The organism is Streptomyces sp. NPDC048606, assembly GCF_040650855.1.
Classification (GTDB): Bacteria; Actinomycetota; Actinomycetes; order Streptomycetales; family Streptomycetaceae; genus Streptomyces.
The window spans coordinates 32,858-53,250 of sequence record NZ_JBEZIB010000012.1; the positions used below are offsets into that span (position 1 = coordinate 32,858).

General features: G+C 74.0%; 22 protein-coding genes and 1 pseudogene. 7 read left to right on the top strand and 16 right to left on the bottom strand.

The window, feature by feature from the left end; all coding sequences use genetic code 11:
- Positions 1–5: 5 nt before the first annotated feature.
- From AB0D01_RS15350 to AB0D01_RS15375, 6 genes and pseudogenes are all read right to left on the bottom strand, one after another.
- Entirely contained in the window at positions 6–635 is a 630-nt protein-coding gene (locus tag AB0D01_RS15350) for a lysoplasmalogenase (RefSeq protein WP_363055803.1), read from the bottom strand.
- Positions 636–879: 244 nt separating this feature from the next.
- Positions 880–1,704, bottom strand: a pseudogene (locus AB0D01_RS15355) (sterol desaturase family protein); the annotation flags it as partial.
- Positions 1,705–1,844: 140 nt separating this feature from the next.
- Positions 1,845–3,068 (bottom strand): amidohydrolase family protein, encoded by a 1,224-nt coding sequence (locus AB0D01_RS15360; RefSeq protein ID WP_363055648.1) that lies wholly within the window; start codon positions 3,066–3,068, stop codon positions 1,845–1,847.
- Positions 3,065–4,357: an amidohydrolase family protein gene (locus tag AB0D01_RS15365; protein WP_363055649.1), complete on the bottom strand. Its 1,293-nt coding sequence runs from the start codon at positions 4,355–4,357 to the stop codon at positions 3,065–3,067. Before AB0D01_RS15365 ends, AB0D01_RS15360 begins: the two co-directional genes overlap by 4 nt.
- Positions 4,358–4,367: 10 nt before the next feature.
- Entirely contained in the window at positions 4,368–5,252 is an 885-nt protein-coding gene (locus AB0D01_RS15370; protein WP_363055650.1) for an SDR family NAD(P)-dependent oxidoreductase, read from the bottom strand.
- A gap of 1 nt (position 5,253) precedes the next feature.
- A complete protein-coding gene (locus tag AB0D01_RS15375) occupies positions 5,254–6,051 on the bottom strand; it encodes an acetoacetate decarboxylase family protein (protein ID WP_363055651.1) in 798 nt (265 codons plus the stop codon).
- Between the two features lie 131 nt (positions 6,052–6,182).
- On the opposite strand from AB0D01_RS15375, the gene AB0D01_RS15380 reads away from it, so the two are divergent.
- The 5 genes from AB0D01_RS15380 (at position 6,183) to AB0D01_RS15400 (ending at position 9,954) form a co-directional block, all read left to right on the top strand.
- Positions 6,183–6,842: a helix-turn-helix domain-containing protein gene (locus AB0D01_RS15380; protein ID WP_363055652.1), complete on the top strand. Its 660-nt coding sequence runs from the start codon at positions 6,183–6,185 to the stop codon at positions 6,840–6,842.
- 126 nt (positions 6,843–6,968) lie between these two features.
- Positions 6,969–7,946, top strand: coding sequence for a DEDDh family exonuclease (locus tag AB0D01_RS15385; protein WP_363055653.1), 978 nt, complete (start codon positions 6,969–6,971; stop codon positions 7,944–7,946).
- A gap of 106 nt (positions 7,947–8,052) precedes the next feature.
- Positions 8,053–8,286, top strand: a complete 234-nt coding sequence (locus AB0D01_RS15390; protein WP_351890894.1) for a hypothetical protein — start codon at positions 8,053–8,055, stop codon at positions 8,284–8,286.
- Positions 8,287–8,402: 116 nt separating this feature from the next.
- Positions 8,403–9,188 carry an SURF1 family protein gene (locus tag AB0D01_RS15395; protein WP_363055654.1) on the top strand — a complete coding sequence of 262 codons (786 nt, stop codon included), beginning with the start codon at positions 8,403–8,405 and terminating at the stop codon, positions 9,186–9,188.
- A gap of 10 nt (positions 9,189–9,198) precedes the next feature.
- Positions 9,199–9,954, top strand: a complete 756-nt coding sequence (locus AB0D01_RS15400; RefSeq protein ID WP_363055655.1) for an SDR family oxidoreductase — start codon at positions 9,199–9,201, stop codon at positions 9,952–9,954.
- Between the two features lie 81 nt (positions 9,955–10,035).
- Here the strand turns inward: AB0D01_RS15400 and AB0D01_RS15405 are convergent, their stop codons facing one another.
- The 8 genes from AB0D01_RS15405 to AB0D01_RS15440 form a co-directional block, all read right to left on the bottom strand.
- Positions 10,036–10,629: an alkaline shock response membrane anchor protein AmaP gene (locus AB0D01_RS15405; RefSeq protein WP_363055656.1), complete on the bottom strand. Its 594-nt coding sequence runs from the start codon at positions 10,627–10,629 to the stop codon at positions 10,036–10,038.
- A complete protein-coding gene (locus tag AB0D01_RS15410) occupies positions 10,626–11,150 on the bottom strand; it encodes a DUF6286 domain-containing protein (protein ID WP_363055657.1) in 525 nt (174 codons plus the stop codon). Before AB0D01_RS15410 ends, AB0D01_RS15405 begins: the two co-directional genes overlap by 4 nt.
- Before the next feature lie 74 nt (positions 11,151–11,224).
- Positions 11,225–11,617: a hypothetical protein gene (locus tag AB0D01_RS15415; RefSeq protein WP_363055658.1), complete on the bottom strand. Its 393-nt coding sequence runs from the start codon at positions 11,615–11,617 to the stop codon at positions 11,225–11,227.
- A gap of 4 nt (positions 11,618–11,621) precedes the next feature.
- Positions 11,622–11,837, bottom strand: coding sequence for a hypothetical protein (locus tag AB0D01_RS15420; RefSeq protein WP_363055659.1), 216 nt, complete (start codon positions 11,835–11,837; stop codon positions 11,622–11,624).
- Between the two features lie 29 nt (positions 11,838–11,866).
- Positions 11,867–12,304 (bottom strand): Asp23/Gls24 family envelope stress response protein, encoded by a 438-nt coding sequence (locus AB0D01_RS15425; protein WP_363055660.1) that lies wholly within the window; start codon positions 12,302–12,304, stop codon positions 11,867–11,869.
- Between the two features lie 207 nt (positions 12,305–12,511).
- A complete protein-coding gene (locus tag AB0D01_RS15430; protein ID WP_363055661.1) occupies positions 12,512–13,291 on the bottom strand; it encodes an enoyl-CoA hydratase/isomerase family protein in 780 nt (259 codons plus the stop codon).
- A gap of 216 nt (positions 13,292–13,507) precedes the next feature.
- Positions 13,508–13,729, bottom strand: coding sequence for a helix-turn-helix domain-containing protein (locus AB0D01_RS15435; protein WP_007263382.1), 222 nt, complete (start codon positions 13,727–13,729; stop codon positions 13,508–13,510).
- Positions 13,730–14,093: 364 nt separating this feature from the next.
- The gene (locus AB0D01_RS15440) at positions 14,094–15,692 is read right to left on the bottom strand and encodes an ABC-F family ATP-binding cassette domain-containing protein (RefSeq protein ID WP_363055662.1); all 1,599 of its coding nucleotides are present in this window, start codon (positions 15,690–15,692) and stop codon (positions 14,094–14,096) included.
- A gap of 300 nt (positions 15,693–15,992) precedes the next feature.
- On the opposite strand from AB0D01_RS15440, the gene AB0D01_RS15445 reads away from it, so the two are divergent.
- Positions 15,993–16,883, top strand: a complete 891-nt coding sequence (locus tag AB0D01_RS15445) for a neutral zinc metallopeptidase (protein ID WP_363055663.1) — start codon at positions 15,993–15,995, stop codon at positions 16,881–16,883.
- A gap of 79 nt (positions 16,884–16,962) precedes the next feature.
- Positions 16,963–17,358 (top strand): VOC family protein, encoded by a 396-nt coding sequence (locus tag AB0D01_RS15450; RefSeq protein WP_363055664.1) that lies wholly within the window; start codon positions 16,963–16,965, stop codon positions 17,356–17,358.
- A 29-nt stretch (positions 17,359–17,387) separates the two neighbouring features.
- Here the strand turns inward: AB0D01_RS15450 and AB0D01_RS15455 are convergent, their stop codons facing one another.
- Together AB0D01_RS15455 and AB0D01_RS15460 are read right to left on the bottom strand one after the other, a co-directional pair.
- Positions 17,388–18,704 carry a hypothetical protein gene (locus tag AB0D01_RS15455; RefSeq protein WP_363055804.1) on the bottom strand — a complete coding sequence of 439 codons (1,317 nt, stop codon included), beginning with the start codon at positions 18,702–18,704 and terminating at the stop codon, positions 17,388–17,390.
- 266 nt (positions 18,705–18,970) lie between these two features.
- Entirely contained in the window at positions 18,971–20,107 is a 1,137-nt protein-coding gene (locus AB0D01_RS15460) for an alpha/beta fold hydrolase (protein ID WP_363055665.1), read from the bottom strand.
- Positions 20,108–20,393 lie beyond the last annotated feature (286 nt).

Genomic DNA, 20,393 nt, shown 5'->3' on the forward strand with positions numbered 1-20,393 from the left:
TTGGTTCAGTCTTGTACGACTTTGTTGACCTCCCTACGGTACGCCTGTCCGAAAGTGAGTGCGCCCGTGGCCAGAAGGTACTGGGCCGCCAGGTAGGTGGCCATGATCCAGAAGTCGGGCCGGGGCAGCTGGGGCCACTGCGCCACCCCCGTCGCGATCAGGGTGTCGGAGAGCAGGAACAGCGCCCCGCCCAGCCCCGCGGCCCGCCCGAGCGCCCCGGCGCGGTAGGCCATGGCGGTGAGCAGCAGGCTGTATCCGGCGACGGGGATCCGCAGCTCCGCCGGGAGGTCGCCCCAGAGCAGCGCGACGGTGGTGACGAGCGCCGCGGCGTACGCGACCCCGAGCACGGGGCCGGTCCGGCGCCGGCCGAAGAGCACGAGGTAGCAGACGTGCCCGGCGGCGAAGGAGCCCATCCCGACCAGGAAGGCGGCGTCGGCGTCGAAGAGCAGGGCCACGTCCCCGCCCCAGCCGAAGACGAGCGCGGCGACCAGCAATCGGGGGGCGCGGCGGGTGATGACGTGGGCCACCAGCAGCGGCATCAGCAGCGGCTTGGCGATGACGTGCCCGAGGTGCCAGTCGGCCAGCAGCGAGCCGAGGTCCACGGCGACGGCGACGAGGAAGGCGCCGAGCAGCACCCGGCCGGCGCGTCCGCCCGTCGCGGGAGCGGCGGCGGCGGCGGGGCCGGGGCCGGATGCGGGGGCGCGGCCGGAGCCGGAGCCGGGCGGCACGGACGGGGACGGGGTGCGGGATCCGGTGACGCTCACGCGGCGGCCTCACTCTGCGGGGCCGCGGGAGCGGCGGCGGCACGGACGGCGGGGGTGGTGGGGCCGGGGGCGGCGGCCGGGGCGGCCGGGGTGGTGGGGCGGCGGCGGCCGGGCCCGGCTGCCATCCGGGGCCGGCGAAGACCCGTCCGACGCGCTCGCGCCAACTGCCGGCGGCCCGTACGTCGCGGGCGATGGCGGCGTACTCGTGGGTGGCGACGCGCAGCGGGTTGTGGGTCTCGATGTTCTTGGTCAGCCCGTACACGGGCCGCTCGGTCTCGCCGACCCAGGAGCCGAACGCCCGGTCCCAGACGATCAGGATCCCGCCGAAGTTGCGGTCCAGGTAGCCGCCCTGGGAGGCGTGGTGGACGCGGTGGTGGGAGGGGGTGTTGAAGACGTACTCGTAGGGCCTCGGGAGCTTGCCCACCCGTTCGGTGTGCACCCAGAACTGGTAGAGGAGGTTGAGGCCGTAGCAGAACGGGATCACGGCGGGGTGCACGCCGAGGGCGACCATCGGCAGGTAGAACCACGTGCCGGTGGCGCTGGTCCAGGGCTGCCGCAGGGCGGTGGTGAGGTTGAAGCTGCGGCTGCTGTGGTGGACGACGTGACAGGCCCACAGGATGCGGACGGTGTGGTGGAGCCGGTGCTGCCAGTAATAGAGGAAGTCCTGCGCGAGCAGCATCAGCGGGAGGGTCCACCACAGGAACGGCACCCGCAGCGGGGTCAGTTCCCAGACGGCCGTGAAGACGGCGATGACCGGGATCTTCCACAGCAGGTCGAAGCCGATGCTGCCGAGCCCCATGGTGACGCTCGTGACGGAGTCCCTGGCGTCGTAGCCGACGGCGTCCTCGTCGGGACGGAGCCGGTAGCTCACCACCTCGACGACGGTGAGCAGGACGAAGGCGGGTATGGCCCACAGCACGACATCGGGCGGATTCGGCATGCCCGCACCATAGAGCCGCTCCCGGGCCGCCGCCAGGGGTGGTTACCGATCGGTACCCCATCGATGTCACCGACGGTCCGGCGGGTCCGGCCGGCTCGGCCCGGGGGAGCCCGTTGCACCCCCGGGCCGAGCCGGCGCGGCTACCAGACCCGGACCGACGCCCCCCGGGCGAAGGCCGGGCTCGTGGCGCCCGGCGGGACGTGCGTCAGGGGCTCGGCGACCTCCCGGACCAGGGGGCCGTGCTTGGCCGCCGGCGCGTCCAGGAGGGCGAGGTCGAAGCCGTAGACGCGGGCCGCGTTGCCGCCGACCATCGCCGCGACCTCCTCGCGGGGCAGGCCCGCGTACGCCGCGCGCAGGCCCTCGCGGGAGAACGGCGTGGTGCCCTCGTCGTGCGGGTAGTCGCTGCCCCACATGATCTTGTCGAGCCCGATCCGGTGCCGCAGCGGGACCTCGTGGGGGCGCATGAAGCTCGCGCCGACGAAGCAGTTCTCCCGCCAGACCTCGCCGGGACCCGCGCCCATGGAATCGGCCAGGCCCGCACCGAACTTGGCCTCCGCCGTGGACGCCGCCGCGACGAGCCGCCCGTGGTAGTAGTCCAGCATCTCCAGGACGCCGGGGATCCAGCCCGACCCCTGCTCCGTCAGGACCAGCTTGAGCCCCGGGTGGCGGCGGAAGGCCCCGCCGAAGATCAGGTGCCACAGCGCCCGGTGCGAGAACCAGGTCGTCTCCACCATGAAGACCGCGCGCGCCGCCGGTTCGTCCCCCAGCGGCGGCGACGCCGAGCCGCCGTGGTGGTTGACGGGGACGTCCAGTTCCGCGCACACCGCCCAGATCGGGTCGTACGCCGACGAGTACAGCTCCGGGACCGGCGAGCCCGGCGGGACGCCCGGCAGCAGGATGCCGCCCGTCAGGCCGGCCTCCTTCGTACGGCGGATCTCGGCGACCGCCGCGTCCACGTCGTTGAGCAGGATCTGGGCGACGCCCGCCCGTCGGCCCGGGGCCTGCGCGCAGAAGTCCTCCAGCCAGCGGTTGTGCGCCTGGAGTCCGGCCCAACGCAGCTCGTACTCGGCGGCCGTCGGCGGCTGGGCCATCAGGGAGGCCTTGGGGAAGAACGGGGGGATGGTGTTCGGGAAGAGGACCTCCGCGACGATCCCGTCCGCCTCCAGTTCCGCCAGCCGGCGCGCCGAGTTCCAGTTGCGGTCCGCCGTGTCGGCGAGGAGGTCCTCGTACGGGTTCACGTACGTGGCGGCCCAGGCGTCGAAGGCCTCGTGGTGGCGGCGTTCCAGGTAGGGCCGGTAGTCCGGCAGGTCGGCGCCCGCGTGGCAGTCGGCCGAGATCACCGTGTAGCGGTCGTCGTCCGTCACGGCGAGACCCCCAGGGTCGGGAAGTCGTGCCCGGTCAGCCAGTGCCGGCCCACCTCGCGCGAGCGGGCCCAGGAGGCCTCCACCGCCGGCTGGTCCGGGGACTGGCCCAGCTCGGCCGGGGTGGGGCCGATCCGGCGGGCGATCGGGGCGAGCCGGTCGGTGTCGAAGCCGAAGACCTCGGCCGCCGCGAGGCCCAGCATGCGACGGGTCTCGGCGACCGGCATGTCGTGGAAGGTGTTCTTCAGCCAGGTGCGGGTGTGGGGCCAGGTGCCCTCGGGGTGCGGGAAGTCCGAGCCCCACAGGATGTTGTCGACGCCGATCTCGTAGCGCTGGGCGAGTTCGCGGCGCTTGGTGTTGGTGGCGCAGACGAACACCTGCCGGTCCAGGTACTCGCTCGGCGGGCGCCGCAGCTCCTCGAAGGGCGAGAGCTTCTTCCCGCCGTGGGCGCCGAGGTAGAGCCGGTCCATGAACCACAGCTGGTTCGGCAGCCACCAGCAGCCGGACTCCGCGACGCCGAACCTGAGGCCGGGGTGGCGCTCGAAGACCCCGGACCACAGCAGGAACCACAGGGGGCGCGCCGGCCACCAGGTGACCTCGGAGACGTAGATGCCGAGGTGGTCGCCGTACTCGTGGCGGGGCGCGGCCCCCGAGTGGGTGACGATCGGCATGGCCGTCTCGGCGGCGGCGGCCCACACGGGGTCGTAGCGGCGGTCGTGGTAGGGCGCCTTGTCCACCCACATGGAGGGGATCATCAGCGCGCCGAGCCCGGACTCCTTGGCCCGGTGGATCTCGGCGACGACCTTGTCCGGCTCCCCGGTGATCGGCAGGAGGGCGACCCCGCAGTGCCGTTCGGGGTTCTGCGAGACGAACTCCGCCAGCCAGCGGTTGTGGGCCCGAGCGCCCGCCATGCCGAGTTCGGGGTCCTGGTCGCCGGAGAGGCCGAGGCCCACGCCGAAGGGGGCGGCGGTCTGGCTGTCGACGGCGTCCGCGTCGGGGAAGACGACCTCGGCGGCCACGCCGTCGCCGTCGAGTTCCTTGAGCCGCTGAGTGACGTCCCAGCCGCCCTTGAGGCCCTCCTCGTGGTCGTGGAACCACTTCTCGGCGAAGGCCTCGTTGCGGATGCCGAGGCGGGTGGCCTCCTCGCGGCGGGCGTCGCGCTGCCCGAGGAACTCGTCGAACCGCGCGTGGAAGCGGGAGTCGAGGTAGGGGCGGTACCGCTCGGTCGGCAGGCCCGCGTGGCAGTCGGAGGAGATGATCAGGTACGGGTCTTCGTACGTCTCGTCAGGCACGGCGGGCCCCTCAGTCGAGGATGAAGCTTTCCAGGTAGGCGGGGTTGGCGCGGTCGAGCATCGACCGCGACCGGGCGCGGATCTGCCGGTCGCTGTGCTCGCTCGCCGGGAGCATCCAGAAGCGGTCGGCGCGGATGCCGTCGACGACGTGCTCGGCGACCTCCTCGACCGGGGTGAACGTCGGCTCGTGGCCGGCCGCGCGCATCGCGGCCTCGTACTGGTCGAGGCTGCGGTACGGGGTCCTGCGCGGGCGCCGCTTCGCGTACCGCTCGGGGCGGTTGCGGTGGGACTCCCACAGGCCGGTGCGCAGCATGTGCGGGCCGGGGAAGAGGACGGAGGCCCCGACGGTCGCGCCCTCGGCCTTGAGGTGGGCGTAGAGGGACTCGGTCATGGTGACCACGGCCGCCTTGGTGACGGCGTAGACGGAGGCGGTGGGCAGGGGGGCGATGCCGCCGTCGCCGGAGGAGGTGTTGACGACGTGGCCGGGGGCGCCGCCCTCGATCATGCGGGGGACGAAGGCCTGGATGCCGTGGAAGACCCCCCAGACGTTGACGGAGAAGGCCCACTTCCAGTCGTTGGGTTCGTGCTGCCACATGCGGCCCTCGGCTCCGGAGCCGACGCCCGCGTTGTTGCACAGTACGTGCACGGCGCCGAAGGTGTCGTAGGCGGCGTCGGCCAGCGAGAGGACCGCGTCGCGGTCGCTGACGTCGACGGCCCGGGCGAGGACCTCGGCGCCCTCCGCGACGAGTTCCTCGGAGGCCTTGCGCAGGGCCGTCTCCTCGACGTCGGCGAGGACCACCTTGAGCCCCTCGGCCGCGAAGCGACGGGCCATGGCGAGGCCGATGCCACTGGCGGCGCCGGTGACGACGGCCACCTGACCGGGTTCGAGTCGCATCTCAGACGCTGCCTTCCGGAGGTCCGTCGAGGATCTGCATCGGGTCGTCGTAGCGCTGGTGGAGGTAGGGCAGGAGGGCCCGGGCGCTGACGCGCTCGACGACGCGGCCCTTCTGGTCCGTGGTCTTCTCACCGATGGTGATCTCCACGATCCGGCGTACGGGGAGGTCGGCGACGGGGTCGTACATCGACTCGCGCAGGACCACGTCACCGGTGACGTGGTCCAGCCGGCGGACCCTCTCGTTGCGGGTGCAGTGGACGAGGACCGGGTCGGTCTCGAAGCCGGAACCATCGACGGCGGGAAGGAACTTGAAGTAGAAGTCGGTCTTGAGGGTGGGCTCGGGCAGGGGAAGGGCGCGGTCGACGGCCCCGCGCACCTCGACGAAGGCGATCCCGTGGCGGGCCAGGGCGGCCCGGACGACGAGGCCGTCGCGTTCGACGGTGACCTCGCCGAGCTTCTTCGGTTCGCCGAACACCTCGCGGCCTCCGGTCAGGGCGCGCTCGTGGGTCATCGGCATGACGAGGGGGTACCAGCCCTCGACGTCGCCGTGCCGGGCGGCGACGGCCACGGAACCGGCTCCGAGGGGGTAGCCGGCCAGGTCGACCTTGCTGATGTTCGCCCGTACGAGGGGCCGCTCGGCGGGTTTCAGTGGCGGGGGCAGCACCGCGGCCACCACGTCCGGGTCGCTCTCCCAGACGGCCACCACGCCGGTGGACCAGATGTCGGGGAGCTTCGCGTTCTTCTCGCGCGCCGCCGCGATCTCGGCCTCGGTCCGCGCTCCGTACCGTACGCGTGCCATGTCTCGCACCATCCCTCGTCTCGTGAGCGGGGTCGGTCGGGTGTGTAACACAGTTACACTCCCTTCGATGAAGGGTAAAGGCCCCTGCACGCAACGAAACTGACGCTTCGACAGATGGGCGGACCGGGGCCGTGGCGAGGAACGCGCTCACCCGCGGGGAGGTGCTGGACGCCGCCGCGGCCCTGGTCAGGCGCCACGGCCCGGCGGCCCTCACGATGCGGGGGCTGGCCGCCGAGCTGGGTACGGCGGTGACCTCCATCTACTGGCACGTCGGCAACCGCGAGTCGCTGCTCGACGCGCTCGTGGAACGCACCGTGCGGGAGATGGGCGCGGTCGACCCGGTGGGGCGCACCCCGGCCGAGCGGGTCCTGTCGGTGGCCCGGTCCCTGCGGCGCGAACTGCGCGAGCGCCCGCACCTGATCGCGATGGTCCACGAACGCGGCCTCACCGAGCGGATGTTCCTGCCCGCGCAGCGGGCCCTCGTGCACGAGGTGCGCGCCGCCGGACTGCGGGGGGCGCGGGCCGCCGACGCGGTGCGGGCCATCCAGTTCCAGATCGTCGGCTTCCTGCTGGTCGAGCGCAACCGCGAGCGCTCCCCCGCCCAGTCCCCGACCGAGGGCGACCTCTGGGACCCGGCGTCCGCCCCCGACGACCCGGCGCTCGCCCGCGCCCTGGCCCGCCCGGCGGACCCGGAGCGGTTGTTCCTGCTGTCGGTGGGGGCCCTGACGGAGGCCCTGCTGGGGCAGGGGGGAAAGCGGCGGAGCCGACCGGCGGACCCCGCGCCCCCCTGATCTCGACCCCGCCCCCTGTAGCGAATTGAGGCTTTTGTCGCATTCCTCGCCCGGTCGCCGACCCCTCGGTGGAGCCGGCCCGCAAGGTCGTCGGGCCATGTCTGTCAGCGGGTGCCGATATCCTCTGTGACCATGCTCGACGACCGAACGACCGCAGAGACGACGTGGCCGACCGCGTACCCCCAGGGTTACGCGGTCGTCGACGTGGAGACCACCGGGCTCGCGCGCGACGACCGGATAGTCTCCGCGGCCGTCTACCGGCTCGACGCGCGGGGGAACGTGGAGGACCACTGGTACAGCCTGGTCAACCCGCGCCGGGACCCGGGACCGGTCTGGATCCACGGCCTGACCAGTGCCATGCTCGCCGACGCCCCGCACTTCGAGGACATCGCCGAGGAGTTCGCCGGACGGCTCGCGGACCGCGTGCTCGTCGCGCACAACGCCATCTTCGACTGGCAGATGATCGCCCGGGAGTACGCGCGGGCCTCGGTGACCGCGCCGGTGCGTCAACGGCTGTGCACCATCGCCCTGTCGAAGGAACTGGGGCTCCCCCTGCCCAACCACAAGCTCGCCTCCCTCGCCGCGCACTTCGGCGTCGTCCAGCAGCGCGCCCACAACGCGCTCGACGACGCCCGCGTGCTGGCCGAGGCCTTCCGACCGTCGCTGCACGCCGCCGCGCGGGACGGCGTACGACTGCCGCTGCTGGAGTGCCGCCCGCTGACGGAGTGGTCGGACACCCCGACGACGCCCCGGATCGGGCAGCAGGCCTCGTACGGCGGCGGCGCGACGTGGCGCACCCCGCGCAAGCGGCCGGCCTGCCCGCACCCCAACCCGGGACGCTTCGAGGACGGCAAGCCCCTCAAACAGGGCATGCGGGTCGCCTTCTCGGGCGACACCTCGGTGGACCGGGAGCTGCTGGAGGACCGGGCCGTGGAGGCCGGGCTGCACGTCGCGACGAGCGTGTCGCGCCTCACCAGCCTGCTGGTGACCAACGACCCCGACTCCGCCACCTCCAAGACGGTCAAGGCGAAGTCCTACGGCACCCCCGTCGTCGACGAGGCGGCCTTCACGCACCTGCTGCGGGACGTGGCCCCCGCCGGCTGAGACGCGCGGGGGCGGGACGGGGCGCGTTGCTCCGGCCGGGTGCAGGCGCCACGACTCACCCCGGTGGATCTTGTTCCGTTCCGCCGCCCCGTCGAGCATGCGGCGCATGGCACGTTGCGAGGTCTGCGGAAACGACTACGGCATGTCCTTCGAGGTGCACGCGCAGGGCGCGGTGCACGTCTTCGACTGCTTCTCCTGCGCCATCCACCGCATGGCGCCGATCTGCGAGCACTGCCGGGTGCAGATCATCGGGCAGGGCGTCGAGGTGGACGGGCAGTGGTTCTGCGGCGGGCACTGCGCCCGCGCGGAAGGGAAGGTGGGCATCGTCGACCGCGTCTGACCCCCGGCCCCACCCGTCCCCCCGCCCCCTCCCCGCCTCTCCCCCACCCCCTCCCCGCGACCCCGGAAGGCCACCCGGCCGCCGGGGTCCTCGTCGCTGGGGGTACCGTCGTGGGCGTGTACCGCTTCGTCCTGACCCGGCAGTGGGTGTGCCTCACCCTCGTCGCCCTCGTCCTCATCCCCGCGATGATCAAGCTGGGGTTCTGGCAGTTCCACCGCCACGAGCACCGGGTCGCCCAGAACGAACTGATCGCGAAGAACCTGTACGGCGAGCCGGTGTCGGTGGGCGACCTCACCTCCCCCGGCCACACCGTCCCCCGGGACGACTACTGGCGGGCCGTCACCGCGACCGGCACCTACGACCCCGCGCACGAGGTCGTCGTCCGGATGCGCACCTCCAACGACGACAAGGTCGGCTTCCACGTCGTGACCCCGCTGCTGCTGGCCGACGGCCGCGCGGTGCTCGTCAACCGGGGCTGGGTGCCCGGCGGGGACGACCCGCGCGCCTACCCCCCGGTCCCGGCGGCACCCACCGGCGAGGTCACGGTCACCGGGCGGCTGAAGGCCGACGAGACCAGCGGCGGCAGCGGCATCAAGGACCGCAAGGGCCTGCCCGACCGCCAGGTGATGCTGATCAACAGCGAGCAGCAGGCCGCGGCCCTCGGCCGACCCGTCCTCGGCGGCTACCTGGAACTGACCGCCCCCGCCCCGGCCGACGGCGGACCCGAGCCGGTCGCCGAGCCCGACCACGACTCGATCGGCGCGCACATGGCGTACGCCGTCCAGTGGTGGCTGTTCGCCTCGGCGGTGCCGGTGGGCTGGGTGGTCCTGGTCCGCCGCGAGCGGCGCGACCGCGAGGAGGCCGCCGCCAAGGCCGTTTCGCCGGAGCCCGCTTCGGCGTAGCGTGACCCGCATGGATCTTGGACTGAAGGACCGCGTGTACGTGGTCACCGGCGCGACGCGGGGCCTGGGCTTCGCCTCGGCGCGCGAGCTGACGGCCGACGGGGCGAAGGTGGTGCTCACCGGGCGGGACGAGAAGCGCGCCGCGGACGCGGCCGCCGCGCTCGGCCCGAACGCGGTGGGCGTGGCCGCCGACAACGCCGACCCGCTGGCCGCGGCCCGCCTCGTGGCCGGCGCGAAGGAACGCTTCGGGCGCCTGGACGGCATCCTCGTCAGCGTCGGCGGACCGGCTCCCGGCAGCGCGGCGGACAACACCGACGAGCAGTGGGCGGCGGCCTTCGACTCGGTGTTCCTGGGCGCGGTCCGCCTCGCGCGGGCGGCGGCGGCCGAACTCGGCGAGGGCGGGGTCATCGGCTTCGTCCTGTCCGGCTCCGTGCACGAGCCGATCCCGGGCCTGACCATCTCCAACGGGCTGCGCCCCGGACTCGCGGGCTTCGCGAAGTCCCTGTCGGTGGAGCTGGGGCCGCGCGGGATCCGCGTGGTCGGGCTGCTGCCGGCGCGGGTCGACACCGACCGGGTGCGGGAACTGGACGCCCTGTCCGGGGACGCGGACGCGGCGCGGGCCGGCCACGAGGCCCGCATCCCGCTGCGCCGCTACGGCACCCCGGAGGAGTTCGGCCGCACGGCGGCGTTCCTGCTCTCCCCGGCCGCCTCGTACCTGACCGGCGTCATGCTCCCGGTGGACGGCGGCGCGCGGCACGGCTTCTGACGCACCCGCCGCATCCGCCGCCCACGCGGCACCCGCCGCGGCCACCGCCCGGCCCCTCGGGGCCGGGCGTCCCGGGGCCGCTCAGGTGACGCGGCTCGCCCGGTGCGCCACCACCTTCAGGCGGACCTCGGCGGACAGGTCGGGCAGGGCCGTCGAGGCGCGGGCGTGGCCGAGCACCGGTCCCGCGAGGGCGGCCAGCGCGTCGGCGGGGACGGCGTGCGGCTCCAGCTCCAACAGCACCCGCAGCCGCGGGGCGCCGCCGCGCCGGGGCAGGCCCCGCCGGCCTCGCCGCCCCCGCAGCGCGACCCGGCAGGCGGCGACCCCGTCGAGCGCTCCCGCCTCGGCGGCCACCGCCTCCTCCAACGCCCGGCCCCGCAGCACCGCGAAGCCCCCGTCGCCCGTGTCCACCTCCAGCGCGGGCAACCGCGCCCGGCGCAGCTGCGCGAGGAGCCACCACAGCGCCAGCAGCACGCACAGCCCGACGCCGGCGAGCACCGCCCACCACCAGGTGTCCGCCAGGTCCCCGTACCGCGCCCGGTCGTCGGCCGCCAGCAGCGGGGCGTGCCGGTCGGCGAAGGGCCGGGTCGCGGTGAGGAGCGTGACGCCGGCGGCCAGCAGCACGGCTCCGGCGAGCGCGAGCAGGGTCCGGTTCAGCGGTGCGAGCACGCGGGTCACCTCCCGACCCGGATCCGCGCCCGGGGCGGGTGCGCGAGGCCGAGTTCCTCGATGCCGACGGCGAGTACGTGTTCCAGGTCGGCACGTACGTCGTCCAGGTCCCGGAAGTGCGAGGTGGCCCGGACCCCGACGTGGGCGCGGCCGACCCTGACCCGTACGGCGCGGACCCCGGAGACCTCCATGGCCCGGTCCCGGAGCACCAGGGCCGCCGCCTTGCGGCCGATCCCGGCCCGCACCCCGGGGTGGGCGCTCATCGTGAGGAGCCCCCGCCGGCCGGGCAGGAGCGCGGGCAGCAGGAGCGCCGCTCCGGCGAGGGCGAGCAGCGCGCCCGCGATCATGACGCCCGGGTCGGCGGGGGTGTGGTGTTCCAGCAGCCGGACGAACGCGCCGTACGGGCGCGTCGCCGGGCGGTGGGCCCGTACGGCGACCAGGTCGTAGAGCAGGAGCCCGGCCGCGGCCAGCACCACCAGCGCGGTGAGGGCGGCCGGCAGGCGCCGGGGGGACCTCGGGGGCTTGCGCACCGGGCCGCGCGCAGGGCCCGGCTCGGGGCCCGCTCCGGGGGCCGGCCCGCCGGGCGGTCGCCGCGTGGGCGCGCTCACCGCAGCCGCCGCTCGCGCCCGGCGGGGGCGTCGGGGGCGCCGGCGGGGCGCAGGTGCTCGATGTCGATGTCCACCTCGGGGACGCTCATCGACGCGCAGCCCTCGACGCGCTCGACGACCCGCCGGCGGACGGCGGCGCAGCGCGCGGCGAGGTCGTCGGGGTAGGGGAGGTGCAGGCTGACGTGCACCCGGGCGATGTCGTGGTGGACGGTGACGGTGGCGTGGGGGGCGGGCAGGGTCGCTGCGCCCGCGGCGGGGGTCCGGGTCGGTCCGAGGGCCTCCCGCGCGGCCCGGGCCGCGATCTTGGCGATGACCCGGTCGGCGATGCGCAGGGCTCCCCGGTCGGCCGCCGGCACCCGGGGCGGTGTGGTGCGCGGTGGGCTCGTCACGGCCTCACCCGTGCCGGTCGTCGCGCTCGCGCGGGCCCCGGCCCTCGCGGGTCCGGCTGCGGAACAGGTCGCCCGCCTCCAGGTCCCCGTCGAGGAGGCGGCCCACGACGAAGCCGACCGCGCCGAGCGCCGCCACCAACAGGAAGGCCCCGAATCCGCCGAAGTACCCGGCGAACCCGAGGGCCATGCCGGCCAGCAGGCCGGCGACCGCCATGCTCATCGCTTGGCTCCTCTCGGCTCCCGAGCCGGCTACTGGAGCCGGGACTCGGGCTCGTCGTCGGGCTCGTCGGGCAGTTTGACGTCGGCGACGGCGATGTTCACCTCGACGACCTCCAGGCCGGTCATGCGCTCGACCGCCGAGACGACGTTCTCCCGGACCGCCCGGGCCACGTCGCGGATCGACACCCCGTAATCGACGACGATCTCCAGGTCGAGGGCGGTCTGCACCTCGCCGACCTCGGCCTTGACGCCCCGGCTGACGGCGGCTTTCGGCCCGCCCGGAACCTTGTCGCGCACGGCGCCGAAGGTGCGGGAGAGGCCGCTGCCGTTGCCCATGGCGTGGACTCCGGCGACCTCGCGGGCGGCCAGGCCGGCGATCTTCTCGACCACGCCGTCGGCGATGGTCGTGCGGCCTCGGTCGGCGGGCGCGCGGGAGGCGCCCCCGCCCCCTGTCGCTGCATCGGTCATCGGCGCGTCCTTCCCGTGGTGCGGACCCCCGGACCACGGTAAGCGCGTCACCGCGCGGCCGCCCGGCGACCGCCGACGGGCGGGCGACGACGGGCGGGCGACGACGGGCGGGCGACGACGGACACGGGGCCGGACACGGGGCCGGACACGCCGGATCCCCCCGCCCGGGGGGCGGGGGGATCCGGCGTCGGTCATCGCGAGGGCGGGTCAGTCGGAGAGGCCGGCCAGGTCGCGCAGGCGGCGGGCCTGGGCGGCGCGCTCGGCGGCGCGCTGCTCGTCGTAGGGGCGGGAGCCGGCCTCGCGCAGCAGGGCCTTGGTCTCGATCACGGCGTCGCGCGGGGGTGCGACCAGTGCCGTGGCGAGGTCCTTGACGGCGGCGTCGAGTTCGTCGGCCGGGACGACCAGGTTGGCGAGGCCGACCCGCTCGGCCTCTTCGGCGTGCACGAAGCGGCCCGTCGCGCAGATCTCCAGCGCGCGGGCGTAGCCGACGAGCGCGGTCAGCGGCTGGGTGCCGGCCAGGTCGGGGACGAGCCCGAGGCTGGTCTCGCGCATGGCGAACTGCACGTCGTCCGCGACCACGCGCAGGTCACAGGCGAGCGCCAGCTGGAAGCCGGCGCCGATCGCGTGTCCCTGCACGGCGGCGACGGAGACGATGTCGTTGCGCCGCCACCAGGTGAAGGCCTCCTGGTACTCGGCGATGGTGGAGTCGAGGGCTTCGTCCGAACCGCGCGCCAGATCCAGGAAGGACGGCTCGCCCTCGAAGCCTTCGGGGGTGAACGCCTGCCGGTCGAGGCCCGCGGAGAAGGACTTGCCCTCGCCCCGCAGTACGACGACCCGGACGGTGCCCGGCAACGACCGTCCGGCCTCCGCCAACGCCCGCCAGAGCGCGGGGGACTGGGCGTTTCGCTTGGCCGGATTGGTCAGGGTCACCGTGGCGACCGAGTCGTCGATGGTGAGCCGTACGCCGTCCTTGTCGAGCAGAGCCATCTGGTGCCTCCGGAAGTGCAGTCGTGGCCGTGTACCGGACCTAAGTGACTGCACAGTAACCACCCGGTCGACCACGGGGCCGACCGGGGGTCACCGAAGGAACCGCGCGTAGGTGAGAATCCGCCGATCCGTCGAGACGTCGATCCATGGAGCTGTGGAGCGTGAGCGTGGAGCTGTCGGGCGCCTTCGGCACCGGCCTCGGCCCGGGGGCCAGGGTCAGGCCGCAGCCGCCTTCTTGCCGCGCGTCGCGCCACCGCGACCACGTAGCGTGACTCCGGACTCGCTGAGCATCCGGTGGACGAATCCGTAGGACCGGCCGGTCTCTTCGGCCAGTGCCCGGATACTCGCACCGGAGTCGTACTTCTTCTTCAGGTCTGCCGCGAGCTTGTCGCGCGCGGCGCCGGTCACCCGGCTGCCCTTCTTCAGAGTCTCGGCCACCCGTGCCTCCTCGTGGGAAGTGCGCTCTGGACTTCTCATGATCACCCCTCCCCGGCTTCCTGGCCACCCATTCAGCAAGGTCGGTACGACCGCATTTCTCAAGCAGTGGACACACGAGCAGAACGGAATCTTCTCTTCCGCCGCATGACCTGCGTCACACTTCCGCGCGACCGGCGGGAATCGCCAGGTCAGGGGCGGGACGCCGGAACGGCGACGACCCCGGTCGCGCATCCGTGCGGATGCGGCCGGGGTCGTCGAACCACGCGCGACGGTACGAGACCGTCTCACTCAGATGATGGATCACGCCTGAGCCGAATGATCCATAAGGAACTGGATCAGCGGGTCGGGGCCGATCGGGCGGCCCTCAGGCCAGGGCGACCAGGTCCCGGTAGTCCGGGCCCCACAGGTCCTCGACGCCGTCCGGGAGCAGGATGATCCGCTCCGGCTCCAGGGCCTCCACGGCGCCCTCGTCGTGCGTGACGAGGATGACGGCGCCCTTGTAGGTCCGCAGGGCGCCCAGGATCTCCTCGCGGCTGGCCGGGTCGAGGTTGTTCGTGGGCTCGTCGAGGAGCAGCACGTTCGCCGAGGAGACGACCAGGGTGGCCAGGGCCAGACGGGTCTTCTCGCCACCGGAGAGCACGCCGGCCGGCTTGTCCACGTCGTCGCCGGAGAACAGGAAGGAACCGAGCGTCTTGCGGACGTCGACCAGGTCGAGGTCGGGGGCCGAGGAGCGCATGTTCTCCAGGACCGTGCGCTCGGGGTCGAGCGTCTCGTGCTCCTGGGCGTAGTAGCCGAGCTTGAGGCCGTGACCGGGGACGACCGTGCCGGTGTCGGGCTTCTCCGTGCCCGACAGCAGGCGCAGCAGCGTGGTCTTGCCGGCGCCGTTGAGGCCCAGGATGACGACGCGCGAGCCCTTGTCGATGGCCAGGTCGACGTCGGTGAAGATCTCCAGCGAGCCGTAGGACTTCGACAGGCCCTCGGCGGTCAGCGGGGTCTTGCCGCAGGGGGCCGGGTCCGGGAAGCGCAGCTTGGCGACCTTGTCGGAGACGCGGACGGCCTCGAGGCCGGACAGCAGGCGCTCGGCGCGCTTGGCCATGTTCTGCGCGGCCACCGTCTTGGTGGCCTTGGCGCGCATCTTGTCGGCCTGCGAGTTCAGGGCCGCGGCCTTCTTCTCGGCGTTCTGGCGCTCGCGCTTGCGGCGCTTCTCGTCGGCCTCGCGCTGCTGCTGGTAGAGCTTCCAGCCCATGTTGTAGACGTCGATCTGGGCGCGGTTGGCGTCCAGGTAGAACACCTTGTTCACGACGGTCTCGACCAGGTCGACGTCGTGGGAGATGACGATGAAGCCACCGCGGTAGTTCTTCAGGTAGTCGCGCAGCCAGACGATGGAGTCGGCGTCGAGGTGGTTCGTGGGCTCGTCGAGGAGCAGGGTGTCTGCGTCCGAGAAGAGGATCCGGGCGAGCTCGACGCGACGGCGCTGACCACCGGAGAGGGTGTGCAGCGGCTGGTTCAGGACCCGGTCGGGCAGGCCGAGGGCGGCCGAGATCGTCGCGGCCTCCGCCTCGGCGGCGTAGCCGCCCTTGGTCAGGAACTCGGTCTCCTGGCGCTCGTACTGCTTGAGCGCCTTCTCGCGGGTGGCGCCGCTGCCGGTGGCGATGCGCTCCTCGTTGGCGCGCATCTTCTTGAGCAGGACGTCGAGGCCGCGCGCGGACAGGATCCGGTCCTTGGCCAGGACGTCGAGGTCGCCGGTACGGGGGTCCTGCGGCAGGTAGCCGACCTCACCGGATCGGGTGATGGTGCCGCCCGCGGGCAGCCCCTCGCCGGCGAGGCACTTGGTGAGGGTGGTCTTGCCGGCTCCGTTGCGGCCGACCAGGCCGATGCGGTCGCCCTTGGCGACGCGGAAGGAGGCGGACTCGATGAGGACGCGGGCGCCGGCGCGCAGCTCGATGCCGGTGGCGGTGATCACGGAAATACTCCAGGGCGGTGGGGACGGCGGAAGGGGTGGCGGGACGCGCGTTGCTTCGACGCCGCTAATCCGCGAGGAGATTTGCCATGGGAGTCATTCTACCGGGGGTGCGCAACTACTTTTCGGGGCCTCCCGCCGCGCTCCCGCCCGACTCCCGCCGGCCCCGACCCGCGCCCGCGTCGCCCGTTCGGCCCACGGCCGGGGCCGGGACATCGGGGGCGCGGCGGGACGAACGGGTTGATACTCGCCGCAGGAGCGGCCACCCGACCGCCCCGCTTCCGAGCCCGAGGGCGGTGCGGCATGCAGTTCGACGACAACGCCAACCTGGACACCTCCGAGGTCCAGGACGTGCGCGGCAGCCGCATCCCCGGCGGGCGGGCCACGGTGGGCGGCGGCATCGTCGGCCTGATCGCGCTGGTGCTGGGGCTGCTCTTCGGGGTGGGTCCGGAACAGCTGGGCCTGTCCGACGGGAACCCGCAGCCGGTCCCGAACGCCTCCTCGGACGCACAGGTGCAGCAGGCCTGCCGGACGGGGCAGGACGCGAACACCCGCGAGGACTGCCGGCTGGTGGCCGTGGTGAACAGCACGCAGGACTTCTGGAAGCAGGAGTTCGCCCGGCGCGGGGGCACCTACAGTCCCGCGCAGACGGTCTTCTTCACCGGCCGGGTGGGCACCGCCTGCGGCGCGGCCACCTCGGCCGTCGGCCCCTTCTACTGCCCCGGCGACCGCAAGGTGTACCTGGACCTCGGCTTCTTCAACGAGCTGCGGACGAAGTTCGGCGCGAGCGGCGGCCCCTTCGCCCAGGCGTACGTCGTCGCGCACGAGTACGGGCACCACATCCAGAACCTGACCGGCACCCTCCAGCGGGCCCAGGACGGCCGGCAGGGCGCGAACAGCAACGCGGTGAAGGTCGAGCTCCAGGCCGACTGCTACGCCGGGGTGTGGGCGCACAACGCGACGAGGACCCCGGACGAGTCCACGGGGCGACCCCTGATCACGACCCTGACCGACCAGGACATCCGGGACGGGCTGGACGCGGCGGCTGCGGTGGGCGACGACCGGATCCAGGAGAAGTTCCAGGGTCGGGTCACCCCGGAGTCCTGGACGCACGGCTCGGCGGAACAGCGTCAGCAGTGGTTCTACCAGGGCTACCGCACCGGCGACATGGCCCAGTGCAACACCTTCCGCTGACGCGCGGCGGGGCCTGCCATGCTGTGACGTGGGTCACCGGCGCGGCGGGTGCCGCGCGTCACGAGAGGGAGTGTTCGTCATGGCAGGCGTTCCGTCCATCTACCCCACCCTGCTCTACCGCGACGCGAAGACGGCGATCCGGCAGCTCACGGACGCGTTCGGCTTCGAACGGGTCGCGGTCTACGAGGGCGAGGACGGCTCGGTGATGCACGCGGAGCTGTCCTACGGCAACGGCGCGGTGATGCTCGGCAGCAAGGGGCGCGGGGGCCGGTTCGACGAGGCGATGGAGGGGGCGGGGACGACGGGCGTCTACGTCGTCGTCGACGACGTGGACGCGCACCACCGGCGGGCCGTCGAGCACGGGGTGGAGATCCTCATGGAGCCCACCGACCAGGAATACGGCTCGCGGGACTACATGGCGCGCGACGCCGAGGGCAACGTCTGGAGCTTCGGGACGTACGCGCCGCAGCTCTGAAGGCCCGCGGCGCGCACGTCCCCGGGGTGCTACGCGCCCCCGGTGTGGACCTGGAACGCGGCCCGGCGGACGGCCTTGGCCAGGGCCGGGTCGGGGTGGGCGGCGGCGAGGGCCACCAGGACCTGCACGGTGCGCGGGTGGCCGACCGCGCGGACCTCGTCGAGGAGCCGGGGGACGGTGGTGCGGACGGCCGAGTCCAGGTGGCGGGCGAGCAGGTCGGCCTCGCCGTGGTCGGCGATGGCGGCCGCGGTGTCCACCCAGAGCCAGGTGGACTCCTCGGGGGTCAGGACGTCCTGGGCCTCGTCCGGGTCGACCCCGTCGTGTTCGGCGAGCCAGAGCAGGGCGTACGGGCGCAGCGCGGGTTCCCGTACGGCCGCGCGGACCTCGCGTTCGGCGGGGGCGCCGACCACGCGCAGGGCCTCGAAGGCCAGGCCGCGCAGCAGGGCGTCCTCGCCGCGGGCCGCGTGGAGCAGCTCGCTGACGGCGTGGCCGACGGGGCGGGCGGCGAGCCAGGCCTGGTACTCGGCGCGGGCGGGGCCGGGGGTCAGGCGGGCGCAGCCGTGCAGCATGGCGGCGGCGGACTGCTCGATGTTCCCGGCGGGGCTCTGCGCGGCGACGCAGATCTGCTCCAACTTGACCCAGACGGCCCAACTGCCGAGCGGGGTGAGTGTGGCCTGCGCGGGGCCGAGGGTGACGGCGTCCACGGCGGCGAGCCCGCCCAGTGCCCAGCGCAGCAGTCGGGTGAGCGGCAGGGGGCGCTCGCCCGTGCCGGTGGAGGCGGCCTCGGTGTCGTAGGGGACCTCGCACCGCTCGTCGCGCAGCTCGGTGACGCGCTGGCCCAGGAGGTCCAGGAGGTCCGGGACGGTGACCGGCCCGGCGGACAGCTGGAGCAGGGACAGCAGCTGGGGCATGGCCTCGACCACCTCGGCGACGGCCGAGGGGGCGATGTCGGCGGGGGCCGGGTGGACGAGCGACCAGGCGTCGAAGAGGGCGACCCAGCCGCGCAGCACGGCGGTGTCGTCGCGGTCCCAGGCGCGCAGGCGCCAGCCGGGCCGGGCCTGGGCGCCGTGCACCTCGACGAGGCCGGAGAGCCGGGCGCGGTCCCAGCCGACGCGGATCTGGCCGTGCGTCAGGCCCAGTTCGGCGGCGGCCCGTTCGACGTCGGGGGCGGGCAGCGCGCCCGACGGTGCGGGGCGGCCGCCGTCGCCGGCTCCGAGGTTCAGCTCGGCCCAGCGGGCCAGCCGTACCGCGTCGGCGAGGGAGGCGCGGGCGCGGTTCGCCAGGTCTGCCGTGGCGGGGGTGCCCGCCGGGGGCCGGGGAGCCGGCCGGGTTCGCCGGTCGGTCACCGCCTTGCGCGCCGTGGCGACGGAGCGCGGGGAGACGAGTCGGAGTCTGGAGTCGCGAGCCAACTGCTCATCAGGCTTTCGGGACGTCACGGAAGCAGTCTCGCCCGTCACTGGCCGAAAGCCCAAACGGAACGGGGCCTTTCCACAGGTCACAGGGTGGATGAATCGGGATGATTCACCCACAGGCTCCGGTCCGCCACAGGCCCTTCACGACCGCGCCACACCCGGCGCCCCGTCCGACGCCGCGTCCCGCGCCCGACGGCCCGTCACATCAGGGGCACCAGGAAGCGCCGCAGCGCCTCCTCGTAGCCGGCGGGGTCGGCGTTCCACATCGCCCCGTGGCCGGCCTCCCGGACGGTGTGCAGGGTGACGAGGTCGGGGCGGGCGGCGGCGAGCCGGCGCGAGGGCTCCCAGGGGGCGAGGGTGTCGTCCGGGCCGTGGAAGAGGAGGACGGGGACGCGCAGCGCGCCGGGGTCCGCCGCGGGGGGCCGGTGGTCGGCGCGCAGTCCGGCCCGGCCCTCCGCCGCCCGCATCGCGAACGGCATCAGCGGGGCGGGGGTGTGCCGGGCGGCGACGAGGCCGCGCAGGGTGGTGTGCCAGTCCAGCACGGGCGAGTCGAGGACGACGCCGCTGACGCGCGAGGCCAGGGCGGAGCGCTCCAGGGCGCGCAGGGCCATCGTGGCCCCGGTGGACCAGCCGTGCAGGATCACGCGCCGGGCGCCGTAGCGCAGGGCGTAGCGGATGGCGGCGTCGAGGTCGCGCCATTCGGACTCGCCGAGGTGGCCGAGGCCGTCCGGGGAGGCGGGGGCGCCGAGGTCGCCGCGGTAGGCGAGGGAGAGCACCGGCAGCTTGTGGCGGTGCAGGAAGGGCATGACCACCATCGGGTGCTCGCGGCTGCCGCCCAGGCCGTGGACGGCGATCACCCAGGTGTCGCGGGCCGCGGGCACGAACCAGGCGGGGAGCGGGCCGAGCTCGCCGGGGACGTCCACGTCGGCGTGGTCGAGGCCGAGGGCGGTGCGGGGGTTGCCCAGGTGGACCTGGGGGGTGAGGGCCACCCGGGTGCCGGGGTCGAGGCTGCCGTGGGTGACGGCCAGGAGGCGGCGTACGACGGCGTCCGGGTCGTGGGGGGCGTCGGGCAGGACGGGGCCGATGACCGCGTGGATCCCGGGGGCGTCCAGTCCGTAGGTGCCCGGTCGCAGGGAGGCGAGCGAGCGGGTGAGGACGACGCGGCCGGCGGCGGTGGAGTGGACGCTGAGCCGGGGGGTTCCGGGCAGGGGGCGGCCGGGCTCGGGGCGCAGGGCCGCGTCGGCGGCGTACCGGCCCGCCGCGACGGCGGCCGCGGCCGCTCCGGCGCCGATCAGGGTCGCGGTGACGGCCGTTGCCGTCGCAGTGGCGGTACGCACGGCTCCAGTGTCGAGGCGGGGGCGCGCGGGGGCCACCGGAGGTACGGCGGACGGGGGTCGGGGCGGCCGGCCGGCCGGGGCGCGGAAGCGGAGTGATCTACCTCTCTTCAACAGCCCGGCGAGGGGCTTCGAACCTGCCGGGTAGGACAACCGGAAGGTGCTCACGACCCCGTCCTGACGTGCATTAATCGATATATCTACGACAGAATCGGGACGAAGAGTCCGATGGGGTGCCGGGCCGGGACACCAACCGTCCCGAGTCAGTTCATCTTCCGTTCACCCAGGT